This window comes from Bartonella bovis 91-4 (genome assembly GCF_000384965.1).
GTDB classification, from domain to species: domain Bacteria; phylum Pseudomonadota; class Alphaproteobacteria; order Rhizobiales; family Rhizobiaceae; genus Bartonella; species Bartonella bovis.
Window position 1 is genome coordinate 1600653 of record NZ_CM001844.1, and the last position, 24015, is coordinate 1624667.

Here is a 24015-nt window from a genome sequence, read left to right on the forward strand (position 1 = left end):
TTTAAAATTTTTCTTAAGTGTGAAGTGGCTTAGAAAATGTTGCTAAAGCTGCTTCTCGTACCGCTTCTGATAAAGTGGGATGTGCATGACAACAACGGCTCAAATCTTCTGATGAACCGCCAAATTCCATCAATACCGCAACTTCATGAATCATTTCACCCGCACCAAATCCGAGAATGTGCCCACCCAATATTCGGTCTGTCTTCTTATCAGCAAGAATCTTAACAAAACCATCACTTTTTTGCATCGCACGTGCACGTCCATTAGCCATAAAAGGAAATTTCCCAACATTATAATCAATTCCAGCAGCCTCAAGCTCTTCTTCTGTCTTACCTACACTTGCAATCTCTGGTTGTGTATAAACAACACTGGGAATAACATCAAAATTCACATGACCTTTTTGACCAGCCAAAATTTCAGCCACAGCAATGCCTTCCTCTTCAGCCTTATGCGCTAACATCGGACCTTTAATGACATCACCAATTGCATAAATTCCTGGAATATTGGTCTGCCAATGCTGATCTGTTACAACACAACCACGCTCATCTAACTGAACACCTACCTCTGCTAAACCAAGACCCTCAACATACGGATGACGACCCGTTGCAACCAAAACAACATCTGCCTCTAGAACTTCTTCTGTACCACCTTTAACTGGTTCAAAAATCACCTTAGTAGTCGACTTAGATTTAGTAACAGCCTTAACTTTCGCACCAAGTTTATATTCAATTCCTTGTTTTTCCATCAACTTTTGGAACTGACGCGAAACTTCACCATCCATTGATCCTAAAACTTTATCAAGAAATTCAACAACGGTAACCCTTGCACCCAAACGGCTCCACACTGAACCAAGCTCTGAACCAATAACACCTGCACCCACAACAACCATATGTGCTGGAACTTTCTCAAGCGCAAGTGCTCCTGTGGAAGATACAATAACCTTTTCATCAATTTCAACATTGACACCTGGAATACTCGAGCTATCTGAACCTGTAGCAATAACAATATTCTTGGTTGCAATTGTTTGTTGGCTACCATCTTTAGCAGTAATCTCAATTTGACCCGCATTAAAAATCTTTGCTGTACCAAAAAAAGTATCAATTTTATTTTTCTTCATCAAAAAAGAAATACCACTTGTATTAGCCGTTATAACAGTTTCTTTATGCTCCATCATCTTTTTAAGATTAAGCTTAGGTTTGGAGACAGAAACACCAAGTGTTTCAAAACCATGCTGCGTTTCAGCAAATACCTCCGAAGCATGCAACAATGCCTTAGAAGGGATACAACCAACATTGAGACAGGTGCCACCCAATGTCGCACGTTTTTCAACAATCGCAACTTTAAGACCTAATTGTGCCGCTTTAATCGCTGCAACATAACCACCTGGGCCTGCTCCAATCACAACAACATCATAAGACATCTGCTTTTCCTTTCATCCCCAAAAACTGTACTTTTACAAATCAAGAACAAGACGTTCTGGATCTTCTAAACTTTCCTTGACACGTACGAGGAAAGTTACAGCCTCTTGCCCATCGACAATACGGTGATCATAAGAAAGCGCTAAATACATCATTGGACAGATTACAATTTGACCTCCAACAACCATTGCACGTTCTTTAATCGCATGCATTCCTAAAATACCAGATTGTGGTGCATTCAAAATTGGCGTCGACATTAATGACCCATAAACACCACCATTGGTAATAGTAAATGTTCCGCCCTGCATATCAGAAACCGCCAATTTTCCCTCACGAGCAAGACGTCCCAAACGGCCAATTTCTTTTTCAATCTCTGAAATTGACATTTGATCTGCATCACGAATCACCGGAACGACAAGCCCTTTATCTGTTCCAACCGCAATTCCAGCATTGACATAATTTTTATAAATAATATCCGTCCCATCAATCTCAGCATTAATTGCAGGAAGCTCTTTTAATGCATGGCAAACAGCTTTGGTAAAAAAACCCATAAAGCCAAGCTTAACACTGTGTTTCTTTTCAAAAATGTCTTTATAACGCTTACGCAAATTCATTACTGCAGACATATCAACTTCATTAAATGTCGTTAACATAGCCGCTGTATTTTGTGCATCCTTAAGACGTCGAGCAATTGTTTGACGTAATTTTGTCATACGAACACGCTCTTCACGCATTTCATTAAACGATGAAGATGAAGAAACTGACACAGAAGCATTTACTCCTATTTTTTGCGTTAATGCATCAAGAACATCCCCTTTAAGAATTTGCCCGCGCTTGCCAGAGCCTAAAATCTTATCTTTTTCAATGTTATTTTCAGCCATCAATTTTGCTGCTGAAGGAGCAGGAGGCATTGCACTGCTCAAAGAAGGTGAAGCTGGCTCAGATGCTGTAACCGGACTTGGTGCACTAGGAGAAGATACAGATAATGAAGAAGCACCAACAGCTCCTGCTTCAATCAACCCTAAAAGAGCATTCACTTCAACTGTATCGCCTTCTTTTGCAAGAATTTCTGATAATTTTCCCGCAACAGGCGCAGGAATTTCAACCGTTACTTTATCAGTCTCTAATTCAACCAAAGGCTCATCTACAGCGACAGTTTCACCACACTGCTTAAACCATTTGCCGATTGTTGCTTCAGTAACCGATTCGCCCAAAGTAGGAACACGGATTTCACTAGCCATAATATTTTTCCATACGTCAGAGTAATAATTAAGTTAAGAACCCAACGCGTCTTCAAGAAACGCGGCAAGTTGTTCAAGATGTTTTGACATTAATCCAGCAGCTGGTGACGCACTCGCAGAACGTCCAGTATAACGCGCACGTGAATATTTTGCATTAATATGGGTTAAAACCCATTCTAAATAAGGCTCAATAAACGACCACGCTCCCATATTCTTGGGCTCTTCTTGGCACCAAACAATCTCAGCTTGTGAAAAACGTGATAGCACATCCACTAAAGCTTTCGCTGGAAAAGGATAAAGCTGTTCAACGCGAAGCAAATAAATATTATCAATTCCCCTTTTTTCACGCTCCTCATAAAGATCATAATAAACTTTACCTGTACAAAGAACAACACGGCGGATTTTATCATCTTTTTGTAATTTAATCGTAGAATCTTTAAGACATTGTGCATCATCAAGCAATAAATGGTGGAAATTTGTTTTTGGCCCTATCTCACTCAAAGAAGAAACCGCTCGTTTATGACGTAAAAGTGACTTAGGTGTCATCAAAATCAATGGTTTCCGGAAATTGCGTTTAACCTGCCTACGCAAAATATGAAAATAATTTGCAGGAGTTGTACAATTAGCAACCTGCATATTATCTTCCGCACAAAGTTGAAGATAACGTTCCAAACGTGCCGAAGAGTGTTCTGGTCCTTGACCTTCAAAACCATGAGGCAACAGACAAACAAGACCAGACATACGAAGCCATTTATGTTCCGCAGATGAAATAAATTGATCAAAAATAACCTGTGCGCCATTAGCAAAATCACCAAATTGCGCTTCCCAAAGTGTTAAACCACGCGGTTCAGCAAGTGAATATCCATATTCAAAACCAAGAACAGCTTCTTCAGAAAGCATGGAATTTACAACTTCATAAATAGCCTGCCCTTTTTGTAAATTGTTCAAAGGAATATAACGTGTTTCATTTTCTTGGTCATAAAGAACTGAATGACGTTGCGAAAAGGTCCCACGTTCAACATCTTCACCAGAAAGACGAATTGGTGCTCCCTCTAAACAAAGTGAACCAAAAGCTAAAGCCTCAGCTGTTGCCCAATCAATTCCTTCACCAGTCTCAAACATTTTTGCACGATTGTTTAAAAAACGTTGAATAGTTTTATGAACACGAAAATCTAATGGAATCTCGACAAGCTTTTGTCCAATTTCCTTTAAAGTTTTTAACTCAACGCCTGTTGCACCACAACACTGTTTTTCATCAGCATCACTGGCTGCTTTCAAACCTGCCCAACTTCCATCAAGCCAATCAGCTTTATCAGGCTTATAAGAAGCACCTGCTTCAAATTCAACCTCAAGTTTATCGCGCCATTCTTTCTTTTGTTGCTCAATTTCTTCTAAACTAATAACCCCTTGTGCTATCAATTGCTCACTATAAAGCTGAACTATCGTTTTGTGATTACGAATTGCTTTATACATAAGAGGCTGCGTAAAAGAAGGCTCATCGCCTTCATTATGTCCATAACGGCGATAACAAAACATATCAATCACCACCGGTTTATGAAAAATTTGACGGAACTGTGTTGCTATTTTTGCTGCAAAAACAACAGCTTCAGGATCATCACCATTCACATGAAAAATCGGTGCACCAATCATCTTTGCAATATCCGATGCATAAGATGAAGAGCGTGAAAAGCGCGGATTAGTGGTAAATCCAATTTGATTATTGACAATTACATGGATAGAGCCCGCAACACTATAACCTTTTAAACCTGAAAGACCAAAAGTTTCCTGAAGGACCCCTTGCCCTGCAAAAGCTGCATCACCATGAATCAACACAGGCATCACTTTTGAACGCTCACTTAATGGAATAACATCAGTGCGTGTAGGACCAATAAGTTGATCTTGTTTAGCGCGCGCTTTCCCAATAACAACCGGATCAATAATTTCAAGATGAGACGGGTTAGGCAAAAGCGATAAATGAACTTTTTGACCATTAATTTCACGATTAGCTGAAGCTCCTAGGTGATATTTTACATCACCCGACCCTGCCACATCATCAGGCTTATAAGAACCACCTTTAAATTCATGAAAAATAGCCCGGTGCGGTTTTGCCAGAACTTGTGAAAGAACATTTAAACGACCACGGTGAGCCATTCCAATAAGAATCTCCTGAACACCTAAAGCATTTCCACACTTAATAACCTGTTCAAGAGCAGGAATAAGCGCCTCACCACCATCAAGACCGAAACGCTTTGCCCCTTTATATTTTGTATCCAAAAACTGTTCAAAACCTTCTGCTTCTATAAGCTCGTTAAGAATAGCTTTTTTGTCTTCTTTTGTGAAAGCACTCTGTTTATCTTTCCCCTCAATACGCTCTTGAATCCATGCTCTCTGAGCAGGATCAGAAATATGCATATATTCCACGCCAATTGTTGAACAATAAACACGACCAAGAATTTCAAGTATTTGCGCAATTGTTGCGTATTCTAACCCTAACACATTATCAATAAAAATCGGGCGCTCATAATCTGCAGAACTAAAACCATAAGTCTCTGGAGACAGCTCTTTATAATCCTCAGGTTTTTCTGCTAATTGGAGTGGATCAAGCTGCGCACGAAGATGCCCATATGTCCGATAAGCACGAATCATCATAAGCGCTTGAATAGAATCTCGCGTCGCTTGAGCAATATCTTGTTTGCTAGAAACGGTTCCCTTTTGTGCAGCGGCTTTTTCTTTTAATTTGTCACCTACATGCTTTTCAAGAGCAGACCAATCACCATCTAAAGCACAAACTAACTCCCCACTTGCTTTTAACGGCCAATGGTCACGTTGCCATGTTGCCCCTTCAGCATTCTTAAAAACATCTTCTTTATTATCCTGAAAACTCTCAAAAAAAGCACGCCATTGCTCATCCACATTAGTGGGATTTTTTTCGTATTCGGCATAAAGCTGATCTATATAATCTGCATTTCCACCATACAGAAACGACGTTTGCGCAAAAAGACTATTTATCTCATCCTGCCTTGCCATATATTTTCCCGGAATATTTGTTCCATCTCCTTAATATACCCACCTTACTTTTAACTAAGAGTCGGGACATTGTAAAAAAGTTTTTACTCTTTGTTTTATCTGAATGGATACAAAAACTCACCCAGATAAAACCTTCTTTTATTCCTTTAAAACTGAAACCAAAGTTTTACCAATTTGTGATGGTGAAGGAGAAACACGAATTCCAGCAGATTCCATTGCAGAAATCTTATCTTCTGCACCACCTTTACCACCAGAAATTACCGCACCAGCATGACCCATTGTACGACCAGGAGGAGCTGTACGACCAGCAATAAAACCAACCATTGGTTTTTTACGGCCTTTTTTGGCTTCATCTTTGATAAATTGTGCTGCTTCTTCTTCAGCGGAACCACCAATTTCCCCAATCATAACAATAGATTCGGTTTCATCATCAGCCAAAAACATTCCCAATACATCAATAAATTCAGTTCCCTTAACAGGGTCACCTCCAATACCAATAGCAGTTGTTTGCCCAAGACCTTCACGACTTGTTTGAAACACTGCTTCATAGGTTAAAGTTCCCGACCGCGAAACAATACCAACAGACCCCTTCTTAAAAATAGAACCAGGCATAATACCGATCTTACATTCATTAGGTGTGAGGATACCTGGGCAATTAGGACCAATTAAGCGAGATTGTGATTGCTCTAATCTAGCCTTAACCTCAACCATATCCATAACCGGTATACCTTCTGTAATACAGACAATTAAACTAATCTCAGCCTCAATAGCTTCTATAATAGCTGCCGCAGCCCCTGCAGGGGGCACATAAATAACAGAAGCATCAGCTCCTGTTTTTTCTTTACCTTCTGCAACACTAGCAAAAATAGGGAGAGTTTCCCCTTTTGATCCTTCCCACGTTTCACCACCTTTTTTAGGGTTGATACCACCAACCATTTGCGTACCATAATAAGCAAGTGCTTGTTCTGTATGAAACGTTCCCGTTTTTCCTGTAAGCCCTTGAACTAAAACTTTTGTATTTTTATTGACAAGAATTGACATAATTTAAGCTTCCTTCACGGCTGTAACAATCTTGTGAGCAGCATCATCTAAATCATCAGCAGAAATAACATTCAATCCACTATTATTGATAATCTCTTTACCGCGCTCAACATTGGTGCCTTCAAGACGAACAACTAAAGGAACTTTTAAACCAACATCCTTAACAGCAGCAACGACACCTTCAGCAATAACATCACAACGCATAATTCCACCAAAAATATTGACCAAAATACCTTTAACATTCGGATCAGCGGTAATAATTTTAAAAGCAGAAGTAACCTTTTCTTTTGAAGCACCACCACCAACATCAAGGAAATTGGCTGGCTCAGCTCCGTAAAGTTTGATGATATCCATTGTTGCCATAGCAAGACCCGCACCATTTACCATGCAGCCAATCGTACCATCAAGAGCAATATAAGCAAGATCATGTTTTGATGCTTCAATCTCTTTTGGATCTTCTTCTGAAAGATCACGTAATTCTAAAATATCTGGATGACGAAACAAAGCATTATTGTCAAAAGAAACTTTCGCATCAAGAACACGCAAATGACCGTCTTTCATGACAATAAGAGGATTAATTTCAAGAAGACTCATATCCTTTTCACAAAAAGCTTTATAAAGAATTGGAAAGAGTTTTTCGCCATCTTCACGCGCACTATCACGCAAATTTAATGCATCGCAAAGCTTTGCACAATCTACAGAAGTCACACCCTTTACAGAATCAATAGGAAGAGTGAGTATCTTTTCCGGCGTTTCTTCAGCAACCGTTTCAATATCCATACCCCCTTCCGTTGACACAACAAAAACAACCCGACCAACTGTACGGTCAACTAAAAGTGAAAGGTAAAGTTCTCGTTCAATGTCAGCACCATCTTCAATATAAAGACGGTTAACTTGCTTGCCTTCTGCACCTGTTTGTTTGGTTACCAAAGTTTTACCAAGCATTTCTTTTACATTAGCGACAACTTCTTCAACCGATCGAGCAAGTCGAACACCACCTTTTGCATCAGAGTCAAGTTCTTTGAACTTCCCCTTACCACGACCTCCAGCGTGAATCTGACTTTTTACCACATAGAGTGGTCCCGGTAATTTTTTCGCCCACTTTTCAGCTTGCTCTACAGAATAAACAGCCACACCATTTGCAATTGGTGCACCATATTCGTGAAGTATACGTTTGGCTTGATACTCATGAATATTCATTCGTTTTCCCTTTTCTTTTATGGACCACTAAACCAACCTTCAAACACTTAAAGCATCTTATTTTAAGCGTAGAATTGAGTTTCATTTTTTAAGATTAGGTGCAATAGAAACGCAAGTTTCACAAAGCTTTTGCACTGCATCAACTGACTTCTCAAAAGCATCTTTTTCATCTCTATCAAGATCAATTTCAATTACTCGTTCAACACCACCAGCGCCAATAATAACAGGAACACCGACATACATATCTTTGATGCCATATTCACCTGAAAGATAAGCAGCAACAGGAACAACACGCTTAGTGTCTTTTAAATAAGCTTCAGCCATAGAGATAGCAGAAGAAGCTGGCGCATAAAAAGCAGAACCTGTTTTGAGCAAACTTACAATTTCCGCACCACCATCACGCGTACGTTGAACAATTTGATCAAGCTTTTCTTGAGTTGTCCAACCCATCTTGACAAGATCAGGCAAAGGAATACCACCAACAGTTGAATAGCGCACTAAAGGCACCATCGAATCACCATGCCCCCCTAAAACAAACGCTGTTACATCTTTAACAGAAACGTTAAATTCTTCAGATAAGAAATAACGAAAACGTGCCGAATCAAGAACACCGGCCATACCAACAACTTTTTGTACTGGAAGACCTGAAAATTTCTGTAATGCCCAAACCATTACATCAAGAGGATTAGTAATACAGATAACAAACGCTGAAGGTGCATATTTTTTAATTCCTGCACCAACCTGCTCCATGACTTTCAGGTTAATCCCCAAAAGGTCATCACGACTCATACCAGGCTTGCGCGCAACACCTGCAGTTACGATAATAACATTAGCCCCTTCAATTGCCTCATAAGCATTAGAGCCTGTTAAATTAACATCAAAACCATCAACTGGAGAGGATTCAGCTATATCGAGAGCTTTACCTTGCGGCATTCCTTCCATAATGTCAAATAAGACGGCATCACCAAGTTCTTTAAGCCCAATCATATGTGCTAAAGTACCCCCAATCATACCGGAGCCAATAAGAGCTATTTTCTTTCGTGCCATTTTTTCTTTCTCAATTTTTATCAGATAACCAAACGCAAAATTTCCAGCGTTAATTTAATAATGAATAATATTGAAATATTTCCCCTAAATTTATCAAAAATGGGAAAGTATGAAATTAATCACATTTCTCTCTTCATTGACATAAAATCCCTCTATAAATCAAAAATTAGAAATTTACTGTGTTCTACCGATAAGATGAATTTTAAAAAAATACAATAGATTATTACAATACTTTTAAATTCAAAGAATTATTATTTTTATAGTTTACGTAAAGACAAAGTAATAATCATTCTTTTTTATCCAAAAACTGTTTTTTCCAAATATCTAGATAGTCTTGGCTTTGCATCTCAAAAAGACGTGATTGTATTCTCTGAAACTCAAATGTTTCTGTTGTCTGCCAGCACCCTTGATATAAATTTTCAAGTTCTGTTGCCATCGACATAAATAGTCTTATGTGGCGTTCATAAAGGGTATCAATAAGTAAAATAAACCGTTTTGTTTCATTGCGATGTGTATCATCCATCACTGGAACATTATCAATAAAAACTGTATGATAGCGTTCTCCTAACGCTAAATATTCAGCCGCTGCCAAAGGTTTTGCACATAAGTCTTGATAATCAAAGCGCACACACCCTGCACCAGAACGTGTAATATGAATGAAGTGCCCTCTTACAGATAGAGTATCAGGTACTTCTTTTTGACCTTGCAGCACTAATGCCCATGTTTGATCCATGCTTGCATCTGCCGCAGGCCCTAGTGGTGTTACATATACATGGTGTAAATTTGACTTTTCAAGACGATAATCTGTTCTTGCATCAAGATTAACAACGTTAACATGGGTCTTTAAAACTTGAATAAAAGGCAAAAAAAGCTCTCGATTTAAACCATTACAATAAAGGTCATCAGGAGCAACATTTGAAGTGGCAACGAAAATAACCCCATAATCAAATAAAGCCGTAATAAGGCGATAAAGCACCATAGCATCTGCAATATCTGTTACACAAAATTCATCAAAACAAAGTATGCGCGCTTCTTGAGCGAGATCTTTTGCAACAGCTAAAATAGGATTATCTTGTTTGGTTTTTGTACGTTTAAGCATCTGACGATGTATTTTAATGCGTTCATGTACATCAGTCATAAAATCATTAAAATGGGCGCGTTTTTTACTACCTTGCGGTAAACAAGAGAAAAACAAATCCATTAACATGGTTTTGCCACGCCCTACTTCACCATAAATATATAAACCCTGAATGCCACCATGATTACCACCTTGTTTTGAAACACGCAAACAGAATTGTTTTTTTCTTTTAAAGCGACGCCAGAATGCCCAAGACTGAAAACTATTTTGTGCTGAAATTTCTTGCAGTAAACAATCAAAATATTTTATCAAAGCTAATTGAGCTGGATCCGAACTAATTTCTCCTTTGGAAACTAAACTTTCATAGCGCGTTGAAACTAAAACCATCCAAGCATCCTCTTTGCAAATCGTTCTTAGTAAAAGAAAAATTTACACACAACATTTATGAATAATATTTTTTATCAACGACTTAAAAAAACTGGCTGATTATCAAATGTACGCCCTTCAAAATAATCTCCACTGGTGGAATAAAAAGTAGCTATAGCAGCCCCTGAATCATCATAAAAATACAATTTTTTTCCCTTAACAGCCCATGATTTGACTCCAGAAAATGTTTTCGGACAAAGTAAAGGACCAGCTCGATATCCTTGACCAAATTTCGTTTGTGGAGTTGCAATTCGGCAAACTTTACCGTTTACAGACAAGTTCCACACACCGGCAATACTGGCAGGAAACAAATCAACGGTATTGCTTGGCAATTCAATGCTTTCTTGTTGTATTCCACTACTAGAATACTCGCTTTCATCAATTGAAGAGACAGATGTTTCAGGTTCCGGGAGATCAGATGCTGTTACAAATTCTGACATCTGCTGAACAGGATAAACAACTTCTCGTACATTGCTACTATCACTATTCCCAAATCGTGATGTTGAACAACCACTTAAGATAATTATAGCTGATAATGCAATGAAAGTTGAAATTCTTGAAAAGATCATATTTTACTCCTTCCCATAATAATAACCTCCCATAAATAATAATAAAGACGTACACAGAAACATGAAAGCATCTCTATATGTGCCATTTTTTATATGTACCATTGTATTAAAATAAATTAATAAATAAAAAAAACTCGTGAAATAAAGGCAAAAAATATGAAAGTACAATGAAATTTATCAATTTTGAATAATCATGCCTCTTCTTATTCAGTTTTATCTCGAACAAACACTAGTAATCTGAAAGATTTTCGGTCATATATTGCCCTATTGTGCTTATCATTTACCATTCAAAATAGAGAAACCTTATGAAGATACCTTTCAGTAAAATGAATGGTCTTGGAAATCAAATCATTGTTGCTGATATGCGTGTAAGCGCACATAACATCACACCACAAGCAATTTTTACCTTGGCTGGAGATCCCCAAACACATTTTGATCAAATTATGGCTATCCATCCGCCAATTCAAAATGATACTGACTTTCGCATCGAAATATGGAATGCTGATGGCTCAATGGCAAAAGCTTGCGGTAATGGTACACGTTGTGTTATCGAATGGCTCTCAAATCACACTCCTAATAAAAGCTTTCGACTAGAAACACCTGTCGGAATTGTTGAAGGTGAACGCCAAAATAATGGCTTTATTTGCGTTGATATGGGGTGCCCATATCTTAATGCAAAAGATATGCCAGTTTCACGTGAAATAACTGATACTAATCATGTAGAAATAACTGCTGGCCCCCTACAGGATGCGTGTCTTGTTTCTGTTGGGAATCTGCATGCTATTTTTTTCATTGATCATGATATTCAATCTATTCCATTAGAAAAATACGGACCAAAGCTCGAATATGATCCTCTTTTTCCAGAACGGTGTAATATTTCTATTGCTTTTGTAACATCACAAAAAAGCTTAACCTTACGCACGTGGGAACGAGGAGCTGGATTAACAAAAGCATGTGGGAGTGCTGCTTGTGCTAGTGCTGTAGCCGCGTACCGACGTGGATTAACTGAGCGCCATATTAATGTAAATCTACCAGGCGGAACACTTGCTATTTATTATCGAGAAGATAACCATATTATCATGACGGGCCAAGCAGAATATGAATTCAATGGTTTTTTAAACCCTTTAACAGGGGCTTATGAAAAGGATTATTCCTGATGGCTATAAAAATAGTAACATTTGGTTGTCGACTTAATAGCTATGAATCAGAAATCATTCGTGAAAAAAGCGCTTCTGCTGGTCTTGATAAACTCAAAAATGATGCCATTATTTTTAATACTTGTGCTGTCACTGCTGAAGCAGTGCGACAAGCTAAACAAGCTATCCGTAAAGCTAAACGTGAAAACCCTCATGCACATATTGTTGTTACAGGGTGCGCTGCTCAAACAGAAGCAGAAAATTTTGCTCTTATGACAGAAGTGGATCTTGTTTTAGGTAACGAAGAAAAACTCCATACCCATTTCTATCGCCAATTTCCTGATTTTGGCATAAATCACGATGAAAAATTACGTGTTAATGATATTATGGAGGTGCGCAATATTGCCCCCCACATGGTTGGTGCAATAGAAGGGCGTACGCGTGCTTTTGTGCAAGTGCAAAATGGATGCGATCATCGCTGTACATTTTGCATTATTCCCTATAGCCGTGGACCATCACGTTCAGTTCCCATGGGCACTATCATTGAACAAATTAAACAGCTCATAGCAAATGGTGTTCAAGAAATAGTTCTCACAGGCGTTGATCTTACAAGTTACGGTACCAATTTACCAGGAAAAGCCTCTTTAGGAAAATTAGTTTCAGCCATTTTACATCATGTGCCTGATTTACCACGACTACGCCTTTCATCTATCGATTCTATTGAAATAGATCAAGAATTAATCGATCTCTTAGCTTATGAAAAAAGAATAATGCCGTATCTGCATTTGTCTTTACAAGCAGGCAGTAATATGATTCTAAAACGAATGAAACGGCGACATTTGCGTGAAAACGCAATCCAATTTTGCCAAGACTTACGTGCTAAACGTCCTACAATGGTTTATGGCGCTGATCTAATTGCTGGTTTTCCAACCGAAACAGAAGAAATGTTTCAAAACAGCTTAACTTTGATTGATGAGTGTAATTTAACACATCTTCATGTCTTTCCATTTAGCCCAAGAAAAGGGACACCTGCCGCTCGTATGCCTCAAGTCAATCGCGAAATAATAAAAATTCGTGCAGAAAAACTCCGTACCGCAGGAAAAAAAGCCTATCAAAAACATCTTGCTCATTTAACAAATAGCCAACAAACAATCCTTATTGAAAAAGATGAGATTGGACGAACTGAAGATTACACACTTACACACATCAAAGGTACTAAAGCTGGAACAATTATTAAAGCTCTCATTATTGGCCATGATGGCAATAAATTAATTGCTGAACACACTAAATGGAATGCAGCTTGAATAGGAAAGCTCTTATGACACAGTCTTTTATCAAAAAAATATTCTCTTTTCGTAAATCTAAAGAGCAAACAATCAAACAAAAACAAGCTGTCACCCCTTATGAAGCTTATACAGCCGAGAAAACCACAAAAAATAATCACGCCTCTATATCTGAAAATACTAATATTGAAAAAGAAAAACAAACACAAGATAGTGAAAAATCTTCATCTTTTGAACCACTTTCTGAAAAAGTGATTGTCACTGACACAATTAGAAAAAAGAAAATCGAAGAACATTCACCTTCATTGCTTATTGAACAAAAAGAGGTCACATGGTTTGAGCGTCTTAAAAAAGGATTATCTCTTTCTTCACAGCAATTAAGTGATTCTCTTGGTACATTTTTTATTAAAAAGAAACTTGATGAAGACACATTACAAGAATTAGAAAATATTCTTATTCAAGCTGATCTTGGTGTGGAGACTGCTATACGTATTACCGAAACTTTAGCATCCAGTCGTTATGGAAAGGATCTATCTCTAGACGATCTTTATACTATTATGGCTGATGAAATCAAAAAAGTGCTTGAGCCTGTTGCGCTCCCGCTAAAGCTTGATCTTAGTCATAAACCTCATGTTATTTTGCTGGTAGGTGTCAATGGAACAGGAAAAACAACAACTATTGGAAAATTAGCTGCTAAATTAGCAGAAGGTGGGTTGAAAATTACGCTAGCTGCTGGCGACACATTTCGCGCTGCAGCCATTGAGCAATTACATATTTGGGGTGAACGTACCGGCGCTAATGTTATTTCAACCAAACTTGGTGCAGATGCTGCCAGTTTAGCTTTTGATGCTTATGAAAAAGCCAAAAAAGAAGAAAGTGATGTTTTGATCATTGACACAGCTGGACGCTTACAAAATAAAAGTGAATTAATGGATGAATTAGCAAAAATTATTCGTGTTTTAAAGAAACATAATCCTCAAGCACCCCATACAGTCCTTCAAACACTTGATGCAACAACTGGGCAAAATGCACTCAATCAAGTGGATATTTTCCACAATGTTGCTGGTGTTAATGGTTTAGTTATGACAAAACTTGATGGTACTGCGCGAGGAGGAATTTTAGTCGCTATTGCAAATAAATATAAATTACCGGTTTATTTTATCGGTATAGGAGAAAAGATTGAGGATCTTGAGCCTTTTTCTGCCTCTGATTTTGCTAAAGCTATTGTAGGAAAATCATCATGAAACACTCTAAATCCAATTCACCCCATAACTTTGATCTGAAGAATATCAATGATAGCCAAAAATCCTGTTCACCAACACTTAAACTTTTTTTGGAAATGGGACCATTGGTTGTTTTTTTCCTTGCTAATTATAAAGGGCAATGGCTGATTAATAATATTGGACTTTTTAAAAGCTTTAACAAACCTATTTTTCCTGCAACTGCTGTTTTTATGATAGCAATTATTATTGCTTTAAGTTTATCGTGGCTCATTATGCGCAAAGTTCCCATAATGCCTCTTATCTCAGGGATATTTGTCCTGTTCTTTGGTTTCTTAACTCTTTGGCTTCATAATGATACCTTTATCAAAATGAAACCCACAATCATTAATAGTTTATTTGCACTTATTCTTTTTTGTGGCCTATTATTTAAAAAACCACTATTGCGTTATGTTTTTGATTCTACTCTTAAAATGGACGACATAGGATGGCAAAAACTGACCTATCGGTGGGCATTTTTTTTCGTTTTTCTTGCTGTTTTGAATGAAATCATTTGGCGTAATTTTAGTGATAATTTCTGGGCTAGTTTTAAAGTATTTGGTGTGATGTCTATAACAGTCATATTTATGCTGTCACAAATAACTATCATTATGAAACATTCAACAAATCCTTTGATAAAAAAGAATCAATCTAATTCTTAAATAGAATGTATTCCTTATTATAGTTTATTTTATAAATTCTTGTTCAGTATATCGATAAAGGAAATTTTTGATTGAACGACTTTTATATCAAAAAATAGTGTTGATATGTCTATTTATAAAAAATATAGCTCAACTTAATTCTCTAAAGACAAATAAATCACATAAATACAGCTTTTTGGTATCTATTTTTTCAAAAAGGCGTTAGCTTAAATTCTAGAATCTAAAGAAAAATTTGCCAATTTCTTTGATGAAACAAATACCTTTTAAATCATAAAGATACTAAAATTAACGCTCTTTTTGCATTAATTACCAGATCCAGACCTAAACCAAAGAGTGGAAGAAATTCCTTTGTTACCAATGCAAAAAATGCTATATTTTATGAGAAACTTTAAAATAAGAAAAATTTAAATTCTTTTCATTACCAGGATGATAGTGCTTTGCAGAAAAATTCTGCTAATAAAAAAGCAAACAGAGAGCTTTACTGAAAACTGTAAAAGAAGGGGATATTTTAAATCATGTTAAAATTCGTATTGTATGTGCTTTTTATTTTACTCTTTCCTCTTTTAACATATGCTCAAAAAACAATAAAAAATGAAACAGATTATCATTCCATTCTAACACCTATTCCCTCTTCAAATATCGTTGCAAATTATCCTTTAACAGAAGATTTTCTTGTAAAAATGGAACAAATTAAAACAGAAGTTGTAAATTTACCTCCAGAACCAGATGCACCTGGTACTGGAAACGATAACAGTATTGAAGGGCTTATTGCTTCTGTATCTGGTCGACCAAAACTAACTAGCGTTTTAGAAAAAAACAATATTACACCAAAAGATTATGTTATTGGTTTTATAGCACTTCAAACAACATTAGCTGCAGTATCAGCACTTGAAGACAACGATAATTTTGAAGAAAAAATTACTCTATCTCAAAACAATCTGGAATTTGGTCAAAAATATATTAATCGAATTCGTGCCCTTCTGGATGATTGATTAACTTTGCAAACGTCGACAAATATCATCTAATTCCTCTAATGAAGAATAATGTATTTTTAAATCACCGCCTTCTTTACCGTGTCGAATGACTACTTTCATTCCAATCATATCCGTCAATAATTTTTCTAAAGATTTTGTTTCCGTATCTTTTTTCACTAAAGTTCGTTTTTTAATTTTAGGATTTGTTTGTTCATGTGTAAGTACTTCTACTTGACGTACAGAAAGTCCCTCACGAATAATCTTCTCAGCTAAATCCTGTGGATTGTTGACGGTAATGAGGCAGCGTGCATGACCGGCTGAAAGTTGGCCATTAATTAAAAGTTTTTGTACTTCTGATGGAAGTTTTAACAAACGAAGAGTATTTGTAACATAACTTCGGCTTTTTCCAATAACTTGTGCTAAATCCGCTTGAGTATAACCATATTCATTGAGCAACATTTCATATCCTATTGCTTCTTCAATAGGATTGAGATCAGCACGTTGAATATTCTCAATAATAGCTAGTTCTAAAGCTGTTTTATCATCTACATCGCGAATAATAACGGGCAGTTGATTCAAATTTGCTCGTTGTGCAGCACGCCACCGCCGTTCACCCGCAATTAACTCAAACCGACCAGGGTGATGAGGTGAAGGCCTTACAAGAATAGGTTGAACAACACCATGTTGGCGAATTGATTGAGCTAAATTTTCAAGTTCTAAATCCGTAAAGTGACGTCGTGGATTATTAGGATTACGTGAAATAAGTTCAATAGATACCAACCTTTCAGAAACTATAGAATCCACATTTGATTTCATTGTAAATCTCACAGAATTTAATAGATGTGCACCATTGCTATCTAAACTGGCATCTCCAATTAATGCTGCTAATCCACGACCTAGTCTTTTTTTTGATTGATCATCATTCATGATTTTACTCTTTGAATTAACTTCACAATAAATTACTTTTTTACACTTTTTAAGCAGCAGTTTTTGCTTGTTTTTCGCGTTGAATAATTTCTGTTGCCAGTCGTAAATAGGCCTGACTGCCAGCACATTTAAGATCATAAAGCAATGCTGGTTTACCAAAAGAAGGAGCTTCAGAGACACGTACATTACGTGGAATAACAGTACGATAAACCTTCTCTCCCATAAAAGAGCGTACATCTTCAACTACTTGATTTGAAAGATTATTACGCCCATCGTACATCGTTAAAACAATACCTTGAATTTCTAGAGATGGATTTAAAGTATACCGCACTTGTTTTACCGTTTCAAGCAATTGGCTTAAACCTTCAAGTGCGAGAAATTCACACTGCATTGGCACTAAAACAGAATCTGCTGCCCCCATAGCATTTAATGTTAAAAGATTAAGTGAGGGGGGACAATCAATTAAAATATAACTGAATTTTTGAGCCACTATTTGATCATCACACAAAGCTTTTCGTAACCGTTGAATGCGATCTTGCGATGAAGCAATTTCCATTTCAACACCTAAAAGATCGAGTGTAGAAGGTACAATATGCAAATTAGGCACAACCGTTTTTAAAGCAGCATCTACCACAGAGATTCCAGAAATCAAAACATCATAAGAGGATAAAGGACGATTATTACGATCAATTCCCAATCCTGTACTTGCATTACCTTGAGGATCAATATCCATAATAAGAATATTTTCACCTATAGCCGCCAAAGCTGTTGCAAGGTTAATAGCTGTCGTTGTTTTACCCACTCCACCTTTTTGGTTTGCAATAGCGATAATTCGTGTCTCGCTCATTTTGCTTTACCCTTTACATGATCGAACATGAGAAATCTCTAAAATAACAGAACTTGTATCAATTTTACTTTGATGTTTTAGCAGATCAAAATGCCAATTGGCAGAGGCATTTTTTATTTCTGTCATATAATCCCGACCTTTTTGTAAAAGAGCAATTGTTTTTTGTGTTAATAAAGGAGATAAAAGTTGTAAAAGAACATTCAATGAAGCTAAACCTCTCGCGGTTATAATTTCTGGTTTATCTATTTTCTGATATACATCTTCAATTCTACAATGGTGAACTGTTGCTGGAAGATCTAGATGAGCAATAACTGTTCGTAAAAAAGCAGCTTTTTTTCCATTGCTTTCAACTAAATCAATATGTCCTCCTTTTTTGTTTTTAAGAAAAATAGCAATAACAATTGCGGGAAACCCTCCTCCAGATCCAAGATCACACCAATGCAAACACTGATCATGTAAAGGATAAATTTGCGCAGAATCTAAAATATGACGAATCCATAAAACAGGTACTGTCGCAGCAGATATCAAATTAATACGTTTATTCCATTGAATTACCAGAGATTCGAATTGCATTAAATTTTCTACCGTTTCACGTGAAACAGAGGGAACTATGTTTAAAAGATCCTGATATTTTTTTTCTATCAAAAAAGTCATTAAGCTAATTTTGCCTTTTCACGTTTTTGACGCTGAATAGATGTAATAATTAATGATAATGCCGCTGGTGTCATACCATCAATCTTTTGTGCATCAGCAATTGAGCGTGGTGATACTTGTTGAATTTTTATTTTCAATTCATTCGAAAGACCAGAAATTGCTTGAATATCTAAAGAAGTAGGAATTTCTAAACGTTCATCTCGTTGAAGAACAGCAATATCTTGTGCTTGTCTTTCTAAATAAACAGCATATTGTGCTTCAATTTCTAGAGCCTCAACGGTTTTAGTATCGATTGATTGTAATTGTGGCCAAAAAGACGAAAGACGTGCTATACTCATACCAGGATAAGCCAAAAGATCATAAGCTGATCGCCGGATTCCGTCATGATTTATATGTAATCCATGAGCAGATGCTTCATTGGGAGTTAAAAAGAGTTTTTGGCAAATTGATCGCGCTTGATCAAGACATCTTTGTTTATGTTGATAGAAACTCCATCGAGTATTACTAATAATACCCCACTGTTGTGCTAAAGGAGTTAAACGAGTATCAGCATTGTCTGCACGTAGAGATAAACGAAATTCTGCCCGTGATGTAAACATTCGATAAGGTTCACAAACCCCGCGTGAAACTAAATCATCAATCATAACACCAATATAAGCTATTGAGCGGCTTAAAATAATTTCTTTTAAACCAATTACTTGACGGGCAGCATTAAGTCCCGCTAAAAGTCCTTGTGCTGCGGCTTCTTCATATCCTGTTGTACCATTAATTTGGCCTGCTAAAAATAATCCTGGTAAAGATTTTAATTCTAAAGTTCTGGTAAGTTGTTTTGGATTAACAAAATCATATTCAATAGCATAACCCGGCTGTAAAATTGTTACATTTTCTAACCCTTCAATAGTCTTTAAAAAAGAAATTTGTATATCCTCAGGAAGAGAAGTAGAAATGCCATTTGGATAGATAACATCGCTATCTAATCCTTCTGGTTCCAAGAAAATTTGATGCCCATCTCTTTCACCAAATTTAATAATCTTATCTTCAATTGAAGGACAATAACGTGGCCCTAATCCTTCAATGGCTCCAGAATATAAAGCAGACTGATGTATATTTTCACGAATAATTTGATGTGTTTGTGTATTTGTGCGGGTTATTGCACATTCAATCTGAGGTTGTTCTATTTTCTCTGTTAAGAAAGAAAAAGGTACCGGACATTTGTCAGCTTGTTGTTTAGGAAGCATCTCCCAACAAATTGTTTTTTTACTAAGACGAGGGGGAGTTCCTGTTTTTAGTCGTCCAAGATTTATACCATATTCTTTCAAGCGCCCAGCAAGTTGCACACTTGACTGTTCTCCCATACGACCGGCATGCCATGTTTTATTACCAATATGAATAAGGCCGCGTAGAAATGTGCCTGTTGTTAAAACTACAGCTTTAGAAAAGATATTCCCTTGTTTTTTTAAAGAAACACCTGAAATACGTTCATTTTCAACAATCAGATCAATAACTTCATCCTCAATAAGTGTTAAATTACTTTGCTTTTGCAGAAATCCTTGAATTGCTTTTTTATATAACTGTCGATCAGCTTGTGTACGTGGCCCTCTGACTGCTGGTCCTTTACGTCGATTAAGAAGTCGAAATTGTATTCCAGCAGCATCTGCAGCCTGTCCCATTAAACCACCCAAAGCATCTATTTCACGAACCAGATGTCCTTTTCCAAGTCCGCCAATAGCAGGATTACATGACATTGTGCCAAGTTCTGATATTTGATAAGTAACAAGTACTGTTCGTGTTCCAACACGCGCTGAAGCTGAAGCAGCTTCACAACCAGCATGACCTCCTCCAACAACAATAACATCATACAATTGCATCTGTTTTATTCCATATCAAACTATTTTAAAGTTTCACGTGAATCATTTATTTACCAACACAAAATTGTGAAAAAATAACATCAAGTAAATCTTCAACATCAATGTCACCTGTAATTCGTCCAAGTGTATCACTCGCACGACGAAGATGTTCTGCACGTAAACTTAAATCAAGAGAAACATGATTTATTGCAGTATCAATTTCTTTAACAGTTTCTTTTAATAATTGGAGTTGTCTTTTTTGTGCTGAAACAACATTACCAATTTCAGCAATACGACGCAGACAAAATGATTCTATCTCTTTTATAAGATGATCAAAATTTAAACCACTTAACGCTGAAAATTGTATAGACCAACGTTCTTTATCCCCTTGATAAAGATCAAGTTTATTACCAACACGCCATACTTCAGCCGATGTTTTTGGTAAATGAATTTCTTGAGGATTGTTCATATCATCAACCAAAATAACTAAATCAGCATCTATAACGTGTTGTTTTGCAGTTTCGATACCTAATTGTTCAATTTTACTTTCTGTTTTTCTAAAACCAGCAGTATCTGTTAAAAAAACTGGTAAACCGCCAAGTATTAATCTAATTTCCAAAGCATCACGTGTTGTTCCTGCTTCTTGCGTTACAATAGCAACAGGTCTTCCAGCTAGACGATTAATAATACTTGATTTTCCAGAATTTGGAGCACCTACAATAACAACTTTTAACCCATCACGTAAAATATTTGCGCGTTCTCCTGCACAAATATGTTCACAAAGCGAATAACTAAGCTTTTTTATATTTTTCCAAATTTCATCAGATATACAGTCTGGAATATCATCTTCATCAGAAAAATCAATTTCCGCTTCTATTAAAGCACGTGCTGTTATAAGTTCATCACGCCAATTACGATATAACTTTGTTAAGTGTCCACTTGCACCTATAACAGCTAAACGTCTTTGACTTTCTGTTTCTGCTTCTATTAAATCAGCAAGAGCTTCTGCTTGAATTAAATCTATCTTTCCTTCAGCAAACGCTCTACGAGAAAATTCACCCGCCTCAGCAATGCGGCACTCGGGAAATGTGGATAATTCATCTAAAAAACGATTAACAACTGCCTTACCCCCATGTAAATGGAATTCCGCACAATCCTCACCTGTAAAACTATGAGGACCAGGAAAGAAAACAGTTAAAGCAGAATCTAAAAAGCTACCATCACGTGCAATAAGATTCCCATAATGCATAAATCGTGCTTTAGGTAAACAACCACAAAGCGTTTTAACAATGTTTACAACATGAGGACCAGAAAGTCGAATAACTGCAACCCCCGAAGGTAACAATCCACTTGAAAGCGCAAAGATTGTATCCACAGGACTAATCCTAACTTAAAACTATGATGTTTCTAAGTATTCATTGAATCAAAAAATTCACTGTTATTTTTTGTCTGTTTTAATTTATCAATTAAAAACTCAATTGCATCTGTTACATTCATAGGTGCTAAAATACGACGAAGTACAAAAATCTTATGTAAGTCTTGACGAGCCACTAAAAGATCTTCTTTACGTGTTCCTGATTTTAGAACATCCATAGCTGGAAAAATACGTTTATCCGCAACTTTACGATCAAGAACAATTTCTGAATTACCTGTTCCTTTAAATTCTTCAAAAATAACCTCATCCATACGACTACCTGTATCAATCAAAGCCGTTGCGATAATAGTTAAAGATCCACCTTCTTCAATATTACGTGCTGCACCAAAAAAACGTTTAGGACGTTGTAAAGCGTTAGCATCGACACCACCTGTTAAAACTTTACCTGATGAAGGAACAACTGTATTATATGCACGTCCAAGACGTGTAATTGAATCAAGAAGGATAACAACATCACGTCCATATTCAACTAAACGTTTAGCTTTTTCAATAACCATTTCAGCTACTTGTACATGACGTATTGCTGGTTCATCAAAGGTAGAAGAGATTACCTCTCCCGTTACAGAACGCTGCATATCAGTTACTTCTTCTGGACGCTCATCAATTAAAAGAACAATGAGATAACATTCAGGATGATTAGTCGTAATAGAATGAGCAATATTTTGTAATAAAACCGTTTTTCCTGTTCGAGGAGGTGCTACAATTAATCCTCGCTGACCTTTTCCTAGTGGGGATATTAAATCAACAACCCGTGATGACATATCCTTATTTGTAGAATCTTGTATTTCCATTTGGAAACGTTCATTTGAATAAAGAGGTGTCAGATTATCAAAGTGAATTTTGTAGCGAATTTTCTCAGGATCTTCAAAATTAATCGTATTAATCTTTAGAAGAGCAAAATAACGTTCTCCCTCCTTTGGACCACGAATAGGACCTTCAACCGTATCTCCTGTTTTTAAAGAGAAAGATTGAATCTGTGCAGGAGAAAGATAAATGTCATCGGGCCCTGGAAGATAATTAGCATCAGCAGATCGCAAGAATCCAAATCCATCTTGTAAAACTTCAACGACACCTTCCCCAATAATCTCCACATCTTGTAAAGCGAGTTTTTTCAAAATGGCAAACATTAACTCTTGTTTGCGCATCAATGAAGCATTTTCAACTTCTAATGTTTCAGCAAAAGTAACAAGTTCAACTGGATTTTTACTTTTGAGTTCCTGTAGTTTCATTTCTTGCATGAAATATTCTCTTTAATTAGAATGAGGAATTATCTCTGAATAAAAAATTTAATGAGTTTATGGGAGATTTGGAGAATGAAATATTCTTATTAAGAGACGAGCATTATACACTCACCTCTTTCAAACTGCAAGTATTACTCTTTTATCTTTAGTTTAAGTATAATTGAATAATTATAGTAAGTATATTGGTTATAATTAAGTTTATAAAAATAACTAAACACTATAAAGAATAATTTATATTATTAAATTAAAAATTTTCATTTTCAATGATTATTACAAAAATTATTTTTTCTATCCATATATTTTTAATAATAATTTTCAAGTTATTATATGTATAAAAATAAAATAAATTATCTCTTATTTAGATTTAATAAAGTGTTCATTATTATAATTAAATTTTTTTTCAAAAATTTTTCTAAATTAAAAAATATTTTAAAAAGAGAGATTCTTCTTATTAAAATCTGTGTTTAATGTGGATTATTAATTATACTTATTCATTCCTCAGTTTTGTCCACAAAGAAGATTTTAAAAGAAGTAAGAAGTAGAAGTACCTTAGACATATTATCCCCATTCTTTTTTATAAGGGAAATTTATTCACCACAGCTATCTAGTTTGTGCATAATAGTAAAATATTTCTTAAAAATTTCTATTTTATGAACAAATATGAAGTTCTATACACATTTATTAACAAAAAGTTAAAATTTCT

19 protein-coding genes are annotated in these 24015 nt (G+C 36.3%); 5 read left to right on the forward strand and 14 right to left on the reverse strand.

The window, feature by feature from the left end:
• Positions 1-13: 13 nt before the first annotated feature.
• The 8 genes from lpdA to BBBE_RS07030 form a co-directional block, all read right to left on the reverse strand.
• Positions 14-1420 carry a dihydrolipoyl dehydrogenase gene (lpdA, locus tag BBBE_RS06995; protein ID WP_010701812.1) on the reverse strand — a complete coding sequence of 469 codons (1407 nt, stop codon included), beginning with the start codon at positions 1418-1420 and terminating at the stop codon, positions 14-16.
• 33 nt (positions 1421-1453) lie between these two features.
• On the reverse strand, positions 1454-2659 hold the full coding sequence (odhB, locus tag BBBE_RS07000; protein WP_010701813.1) for a 2-oxoglutarate dehydrogenase complex dihydrolipoyllysine-residue succinyltransferase: 1206 nt from the start codon (positions 2657-2659) through the stop codon (positions 1454-1456).
• A 33-nt stretch (positions 2660-2692) separates the two neighbouring features.
• The gene (locus BBBE_RS07005) at positions 2693-5686 is read right to left on the reverse strand and encodes a 2-oxoglutarate dehydrogenase E1 component (protein WP_010701814.1); all 2994 of its coding nucleotides are present in this window, start codon (positions 5684-5686) and stop codon (positions 2693-2695) included.
• A gap of 138 nt (positions 5687-5824) precedes the next feature.
• Entirely contained in the window at positions 5825-6727 is a 903-nt protein-coding gene (sucD, locus tag BBBE_RS07010; protein WP_010701815.1) for a succinate--CoA ligase subunit alpha, read from the reverse strand.
• Positions 6728-6730: 3 nt separating this feature from the next.
• A complete protein-coding gene (sucC, locus tag BBBE_RS07015) occupies positions 6731-7927 on the reverse strand; it encodes an ADP-forming succinate--CoA ligase subunit beta (RefSeq protein WP_010701816.1) in 1197 nt (398 codons plus the stop codon).
• Between the two features lie 81 nt (positions 7928-8008).
• Positions 8009-8974 carry a malate dehydrogenase gene (gene mdh / locus BBBE_RS07020; protein WP_010701817.1) on the reverse strand — a complete coding sequence of 322 codons (966 nt, stop codon included), beginning with the start codon at positions 8972-8974 and terminating at the stop codon, positions 8009-8011.
• Between the two features lie 286 nt (positions 8975-9260).
• Positions 9261-10439, reverse strand: coding sequence for a cell division protein ZapE (gene zapE, locus BBBE_RS07025; RefSeq protein ID WP_010701818.1), 1179 nt, complete (start codon positions 10437-10439; stop codon positions 9261-9263).
• 74 nt (positions 10440-10513) lie between these two features.
• Positions 10514-11047, reverse strand: coding sequence for an AprI/Inh family metalloprotease inhibitor (locus tag BBBE_RS07030; protein ID WP_010701819.1), 534 nt, complete (start codon positions 11045-11047; stop codon positions 10514-10516).
• 305 nt (positions 11048-11352) lie between these two features.
• On the opposite strand from BBBE_RS07030, the gene dapF reads away from it, so the two are divergent.
• The 5 genes from dapF (at position 11353) to BBBE_RS07055 (ending at position 16379) form a co-directional block, all read left to right on the forward strand.
• Positions 11353-12204, forward strand: a complete 852-nt coding sequence (gene dapF, locus BBBE_RS07035) for a diaminopimelate epimerase (protein ID WP_010701820.1) — start codon at positions 11353-11355, stop codon at positions 12202-12204.
• Positions 12204-13487: a tRNA (N(6)-L-threonylcarbamoyladenosine(37)-C(2))-methylthiotransferase MtaB gene (gene mtaB / locus BBBE_RS07040; protein ID WP_010701821.1), complete on the forward strand. Its 1284-nt coding sequence runs from the start codon at positions 12204-12206 to the stop codon at positions 13485-13487. Before dapF ends, mtaB begins: the two co-directional genes overlap by 1 nt.
• Before the next feature lie 14 nt (positions 13488-13501).
• Positions 13502-14710: a signal recognition particle-docking protein FtsY gene (ftsY, locus tag BBBE_RS07045; RefSeq protein WP_010701822.1), complete on the forward strand. Its 1209-nt coding sequence runs from the start codon at positions 13502-13504 to the stop codon at positions 14708-14710.
• Complete coding sequence (locus tag BBBE_RS07050) at positions 14707-15387, forward strand: septation protein A (protein ID WP_010701823.1); 681 nt, start codon at positions 14707-14709, stop codon at positions 15385-15387. Before ftsY ends, BBBE_RS07050 begins: the two co-directional genes overlap by 4 nt.
• Positions 15388-15902: 515 nt before the next feature.
• The gene (locus tag BBBE_RS07055; RefSeq protein ID WP_010701824.1) at positions 15903-16379 is read left to right on the forward strand and encodes a hypothetical protein; all 477 of its coding nucleotides are present in this window, start codon (positions 15903-15905) and stop codon (positions 16377-16379) included.
• Here the strand turns inward: BBBE_RS07055 and BBBE_RS07060 are convergent, their stop codons facing one another.
• From BBBE_RS07060 to rho, 6 genes are read right to left on the reverse strand one after another with little or no spacing between them, the layout of a single operon-like run.
• A complete protein-coding gene (locus BBBE_RS07060; protein ID WP_010701825.1) occupies positions 16380-17288 on the reverse strand; it encodes a ParB/RepB/Spo0J family partition protein in 909 nt (302 codons plus the stop codon).
• A gap of 49 nt (positions 17289-17337) precedes the next feature.
• Entirely contained in the window at positions 17338-18135 is a 798-nt protein-coding gene (locus BBBE_RS07065; protein WP_010701826.1) for a ParA family protein, read from the reverse strand.
• A 6-nt stretch (positions 18136-18141) separates the two neighbouring features.
• Positions 18142-18789 (reverse strand): 16S rRNA (guanine(527)-N(7))-methyltransferase RsmG, encoded by a 648-nt coding sequence (rsmG, locus tag BBBE_RS07070; protein WP_010701827.1) that lies wholly within the window; start codon positions 18787-18789, stop codon positions 18142-18144.
• A complete protein-coding gene (gene mnmG / locus BBBE_RS07075; protein WP_010701828.1) occupies positions 18789-20657 on the reverse strand; it encodes a tRNA uridine-5-carboxymethylaminomethyl(34) synthesis enzyme MnmG in 1869 nt (622 codons plus the stop codon). Before mnmG ends, rsmG begins: the two co-directional genes overlap by 1 nt.
• A 46-nt stretch (positions 20658-20703) precedes the next feature.
• Complete coding sequence (mnmE, locus tag BBBE_RS07080; protein WP_010701829.1) at positions 20704-22011, reverse strand: tRNA uridine-5-carboxymethylaminomethyl(34) synthesis GTPase MnmE; 1308 nt, start codon at positions 22009-22011, stop codon at positions 20704-20706.
• A 32-nt stretch (positions 22012-22043) separates the two neighbouring features.
• Entirely contained in the window at positions 22044-23309 is a 1266-nt protein-coding gene (rho, locus tag BBBE_RS07085) for a transcription termination factor Rho (protein WP_010701830.1), read from the reverse strand.
• Positions 23310-24015: the final 706 nt, after the last annotated feature.

Bases quoted from the DNA above. Each gene is read 5' to 3' on its own strand.
- BBBE_RS07065 (WP_010701826.1), bottom strand. From the start codon at position 18,135: ATGAGCGAGACACGAATTATCGCTATTGCAAACCAAAAAGGTGGAGTG.
- dapF (WP_010701820.1), top strand. From the start codon at position 11,353: ATGAAGATACCTTTCAGTAAAATGAATGGTCTTGGAAATCAAATCATT.
- lpdA (WP_010701812.1), bottom strand. From the start codon at position 1,420: ATGTCTTATGATGTTGTTGTGATTGGAGCAGGCCCAGGTGGTTATGTT.
- mtaB (WP_010701821.1), top strand. From the start codon at position 12,204: ATGGCTATAAAAATAGTAACATTTGGTTGTCGACTTAATAGCTATGAA.
- odhB (WP_010701813.1), bottom strand. From the start codon at position 2,659: ATGGCTAGTGAAATCCGTGTTCCTACTTTGGGCGAATCGGTTACTGAA.
- zapE (WP_010701818.1), bottom strand. From the start codon at position 10,439: ATGGTTTTAGTTTCAACGCGCTATGAAAGTTTAGTTTCCAAAGGAGAA.
- mdh (WP_010701817.1), bottom strand. From the start codon at position 8,974: ATGGCACGAAAGAAAATAGCTCTTATTGGCTCCGGTATGATTGGGGGT.
- BBBE_RS07060 (WP_010701825.1), bottom strand. From the start codon at position 17,288: ATGAATGATGATCAATCAAAAAAAAGACTAGGTCGTGGATTAGCAGCA.
- BBBE_RS07005 (WP_010701814.1), bottom strand. From the start codon at position 5,686: ATGGCAAGGCAGGATGAGATAAATAGTCTTTTTGCGCAAACGTCGTTT.
- BBBE_RS07055 (WP_010701824.1), top strand. From the start codon at position 15,903: ATGTTAAAATTCGTATTGTATGTGCTTTTTATTTTACTCTTTCCTCTT.
- BBBE_RS07030 (WP_010701819.1), bottom strand. From the start codon at position 11,047: ATGATCTTTTCAAGAATTTCAACTTTCATTGCATTATCAGCTATAATT.
- ftsY (WP_010701822.1), top strand. From the start codon at position 13,502: ATGACACAGTCTTTTATCAAAAAAATATTCTCTTTTCGTAAATCTAAA.
- rsmG (WP_010701827.1), bottom strand. From the start codon at position 18,789: ATGACTTTTTTGATAGAAAAAAAATATCAGGATCTTTTAAACATAGTT.
- BBBE_RS07050 (WP_010701823.1), top strand. From the start codon at position 14,707: ATGAAACACTCTAAATCCAATTCACCCCATAACTTTGATCTGAAGAAT.
- mnmG (WP_010701828.1), bottom strand. From the start codon at position 20,657: ATGCAATTGTATGATGTTATTGTTGTTGGAGGAGGTCATGCTGGTTGT.
- sucC (WP_010701816.1), bottom strand. From the start codon at position 7,927: ATGAATATTCATGAGTATCAAGCCAAACGTATACTTCACGAATATGGT.
- sucD (WP_010701815.1), bottom strand. From the start codon at position 6,727: ATGTCAATTCTTGTCAATAAAAATACAAAAGTTTTAGTTCAAGGGCTT.
- rho (WP_010701830.1), bottom strand. From the start codon at position 23,309: ATGCAAGAAATGAAACTACAGGAACTCAAAAGTAAAAATCCAGTTGAA.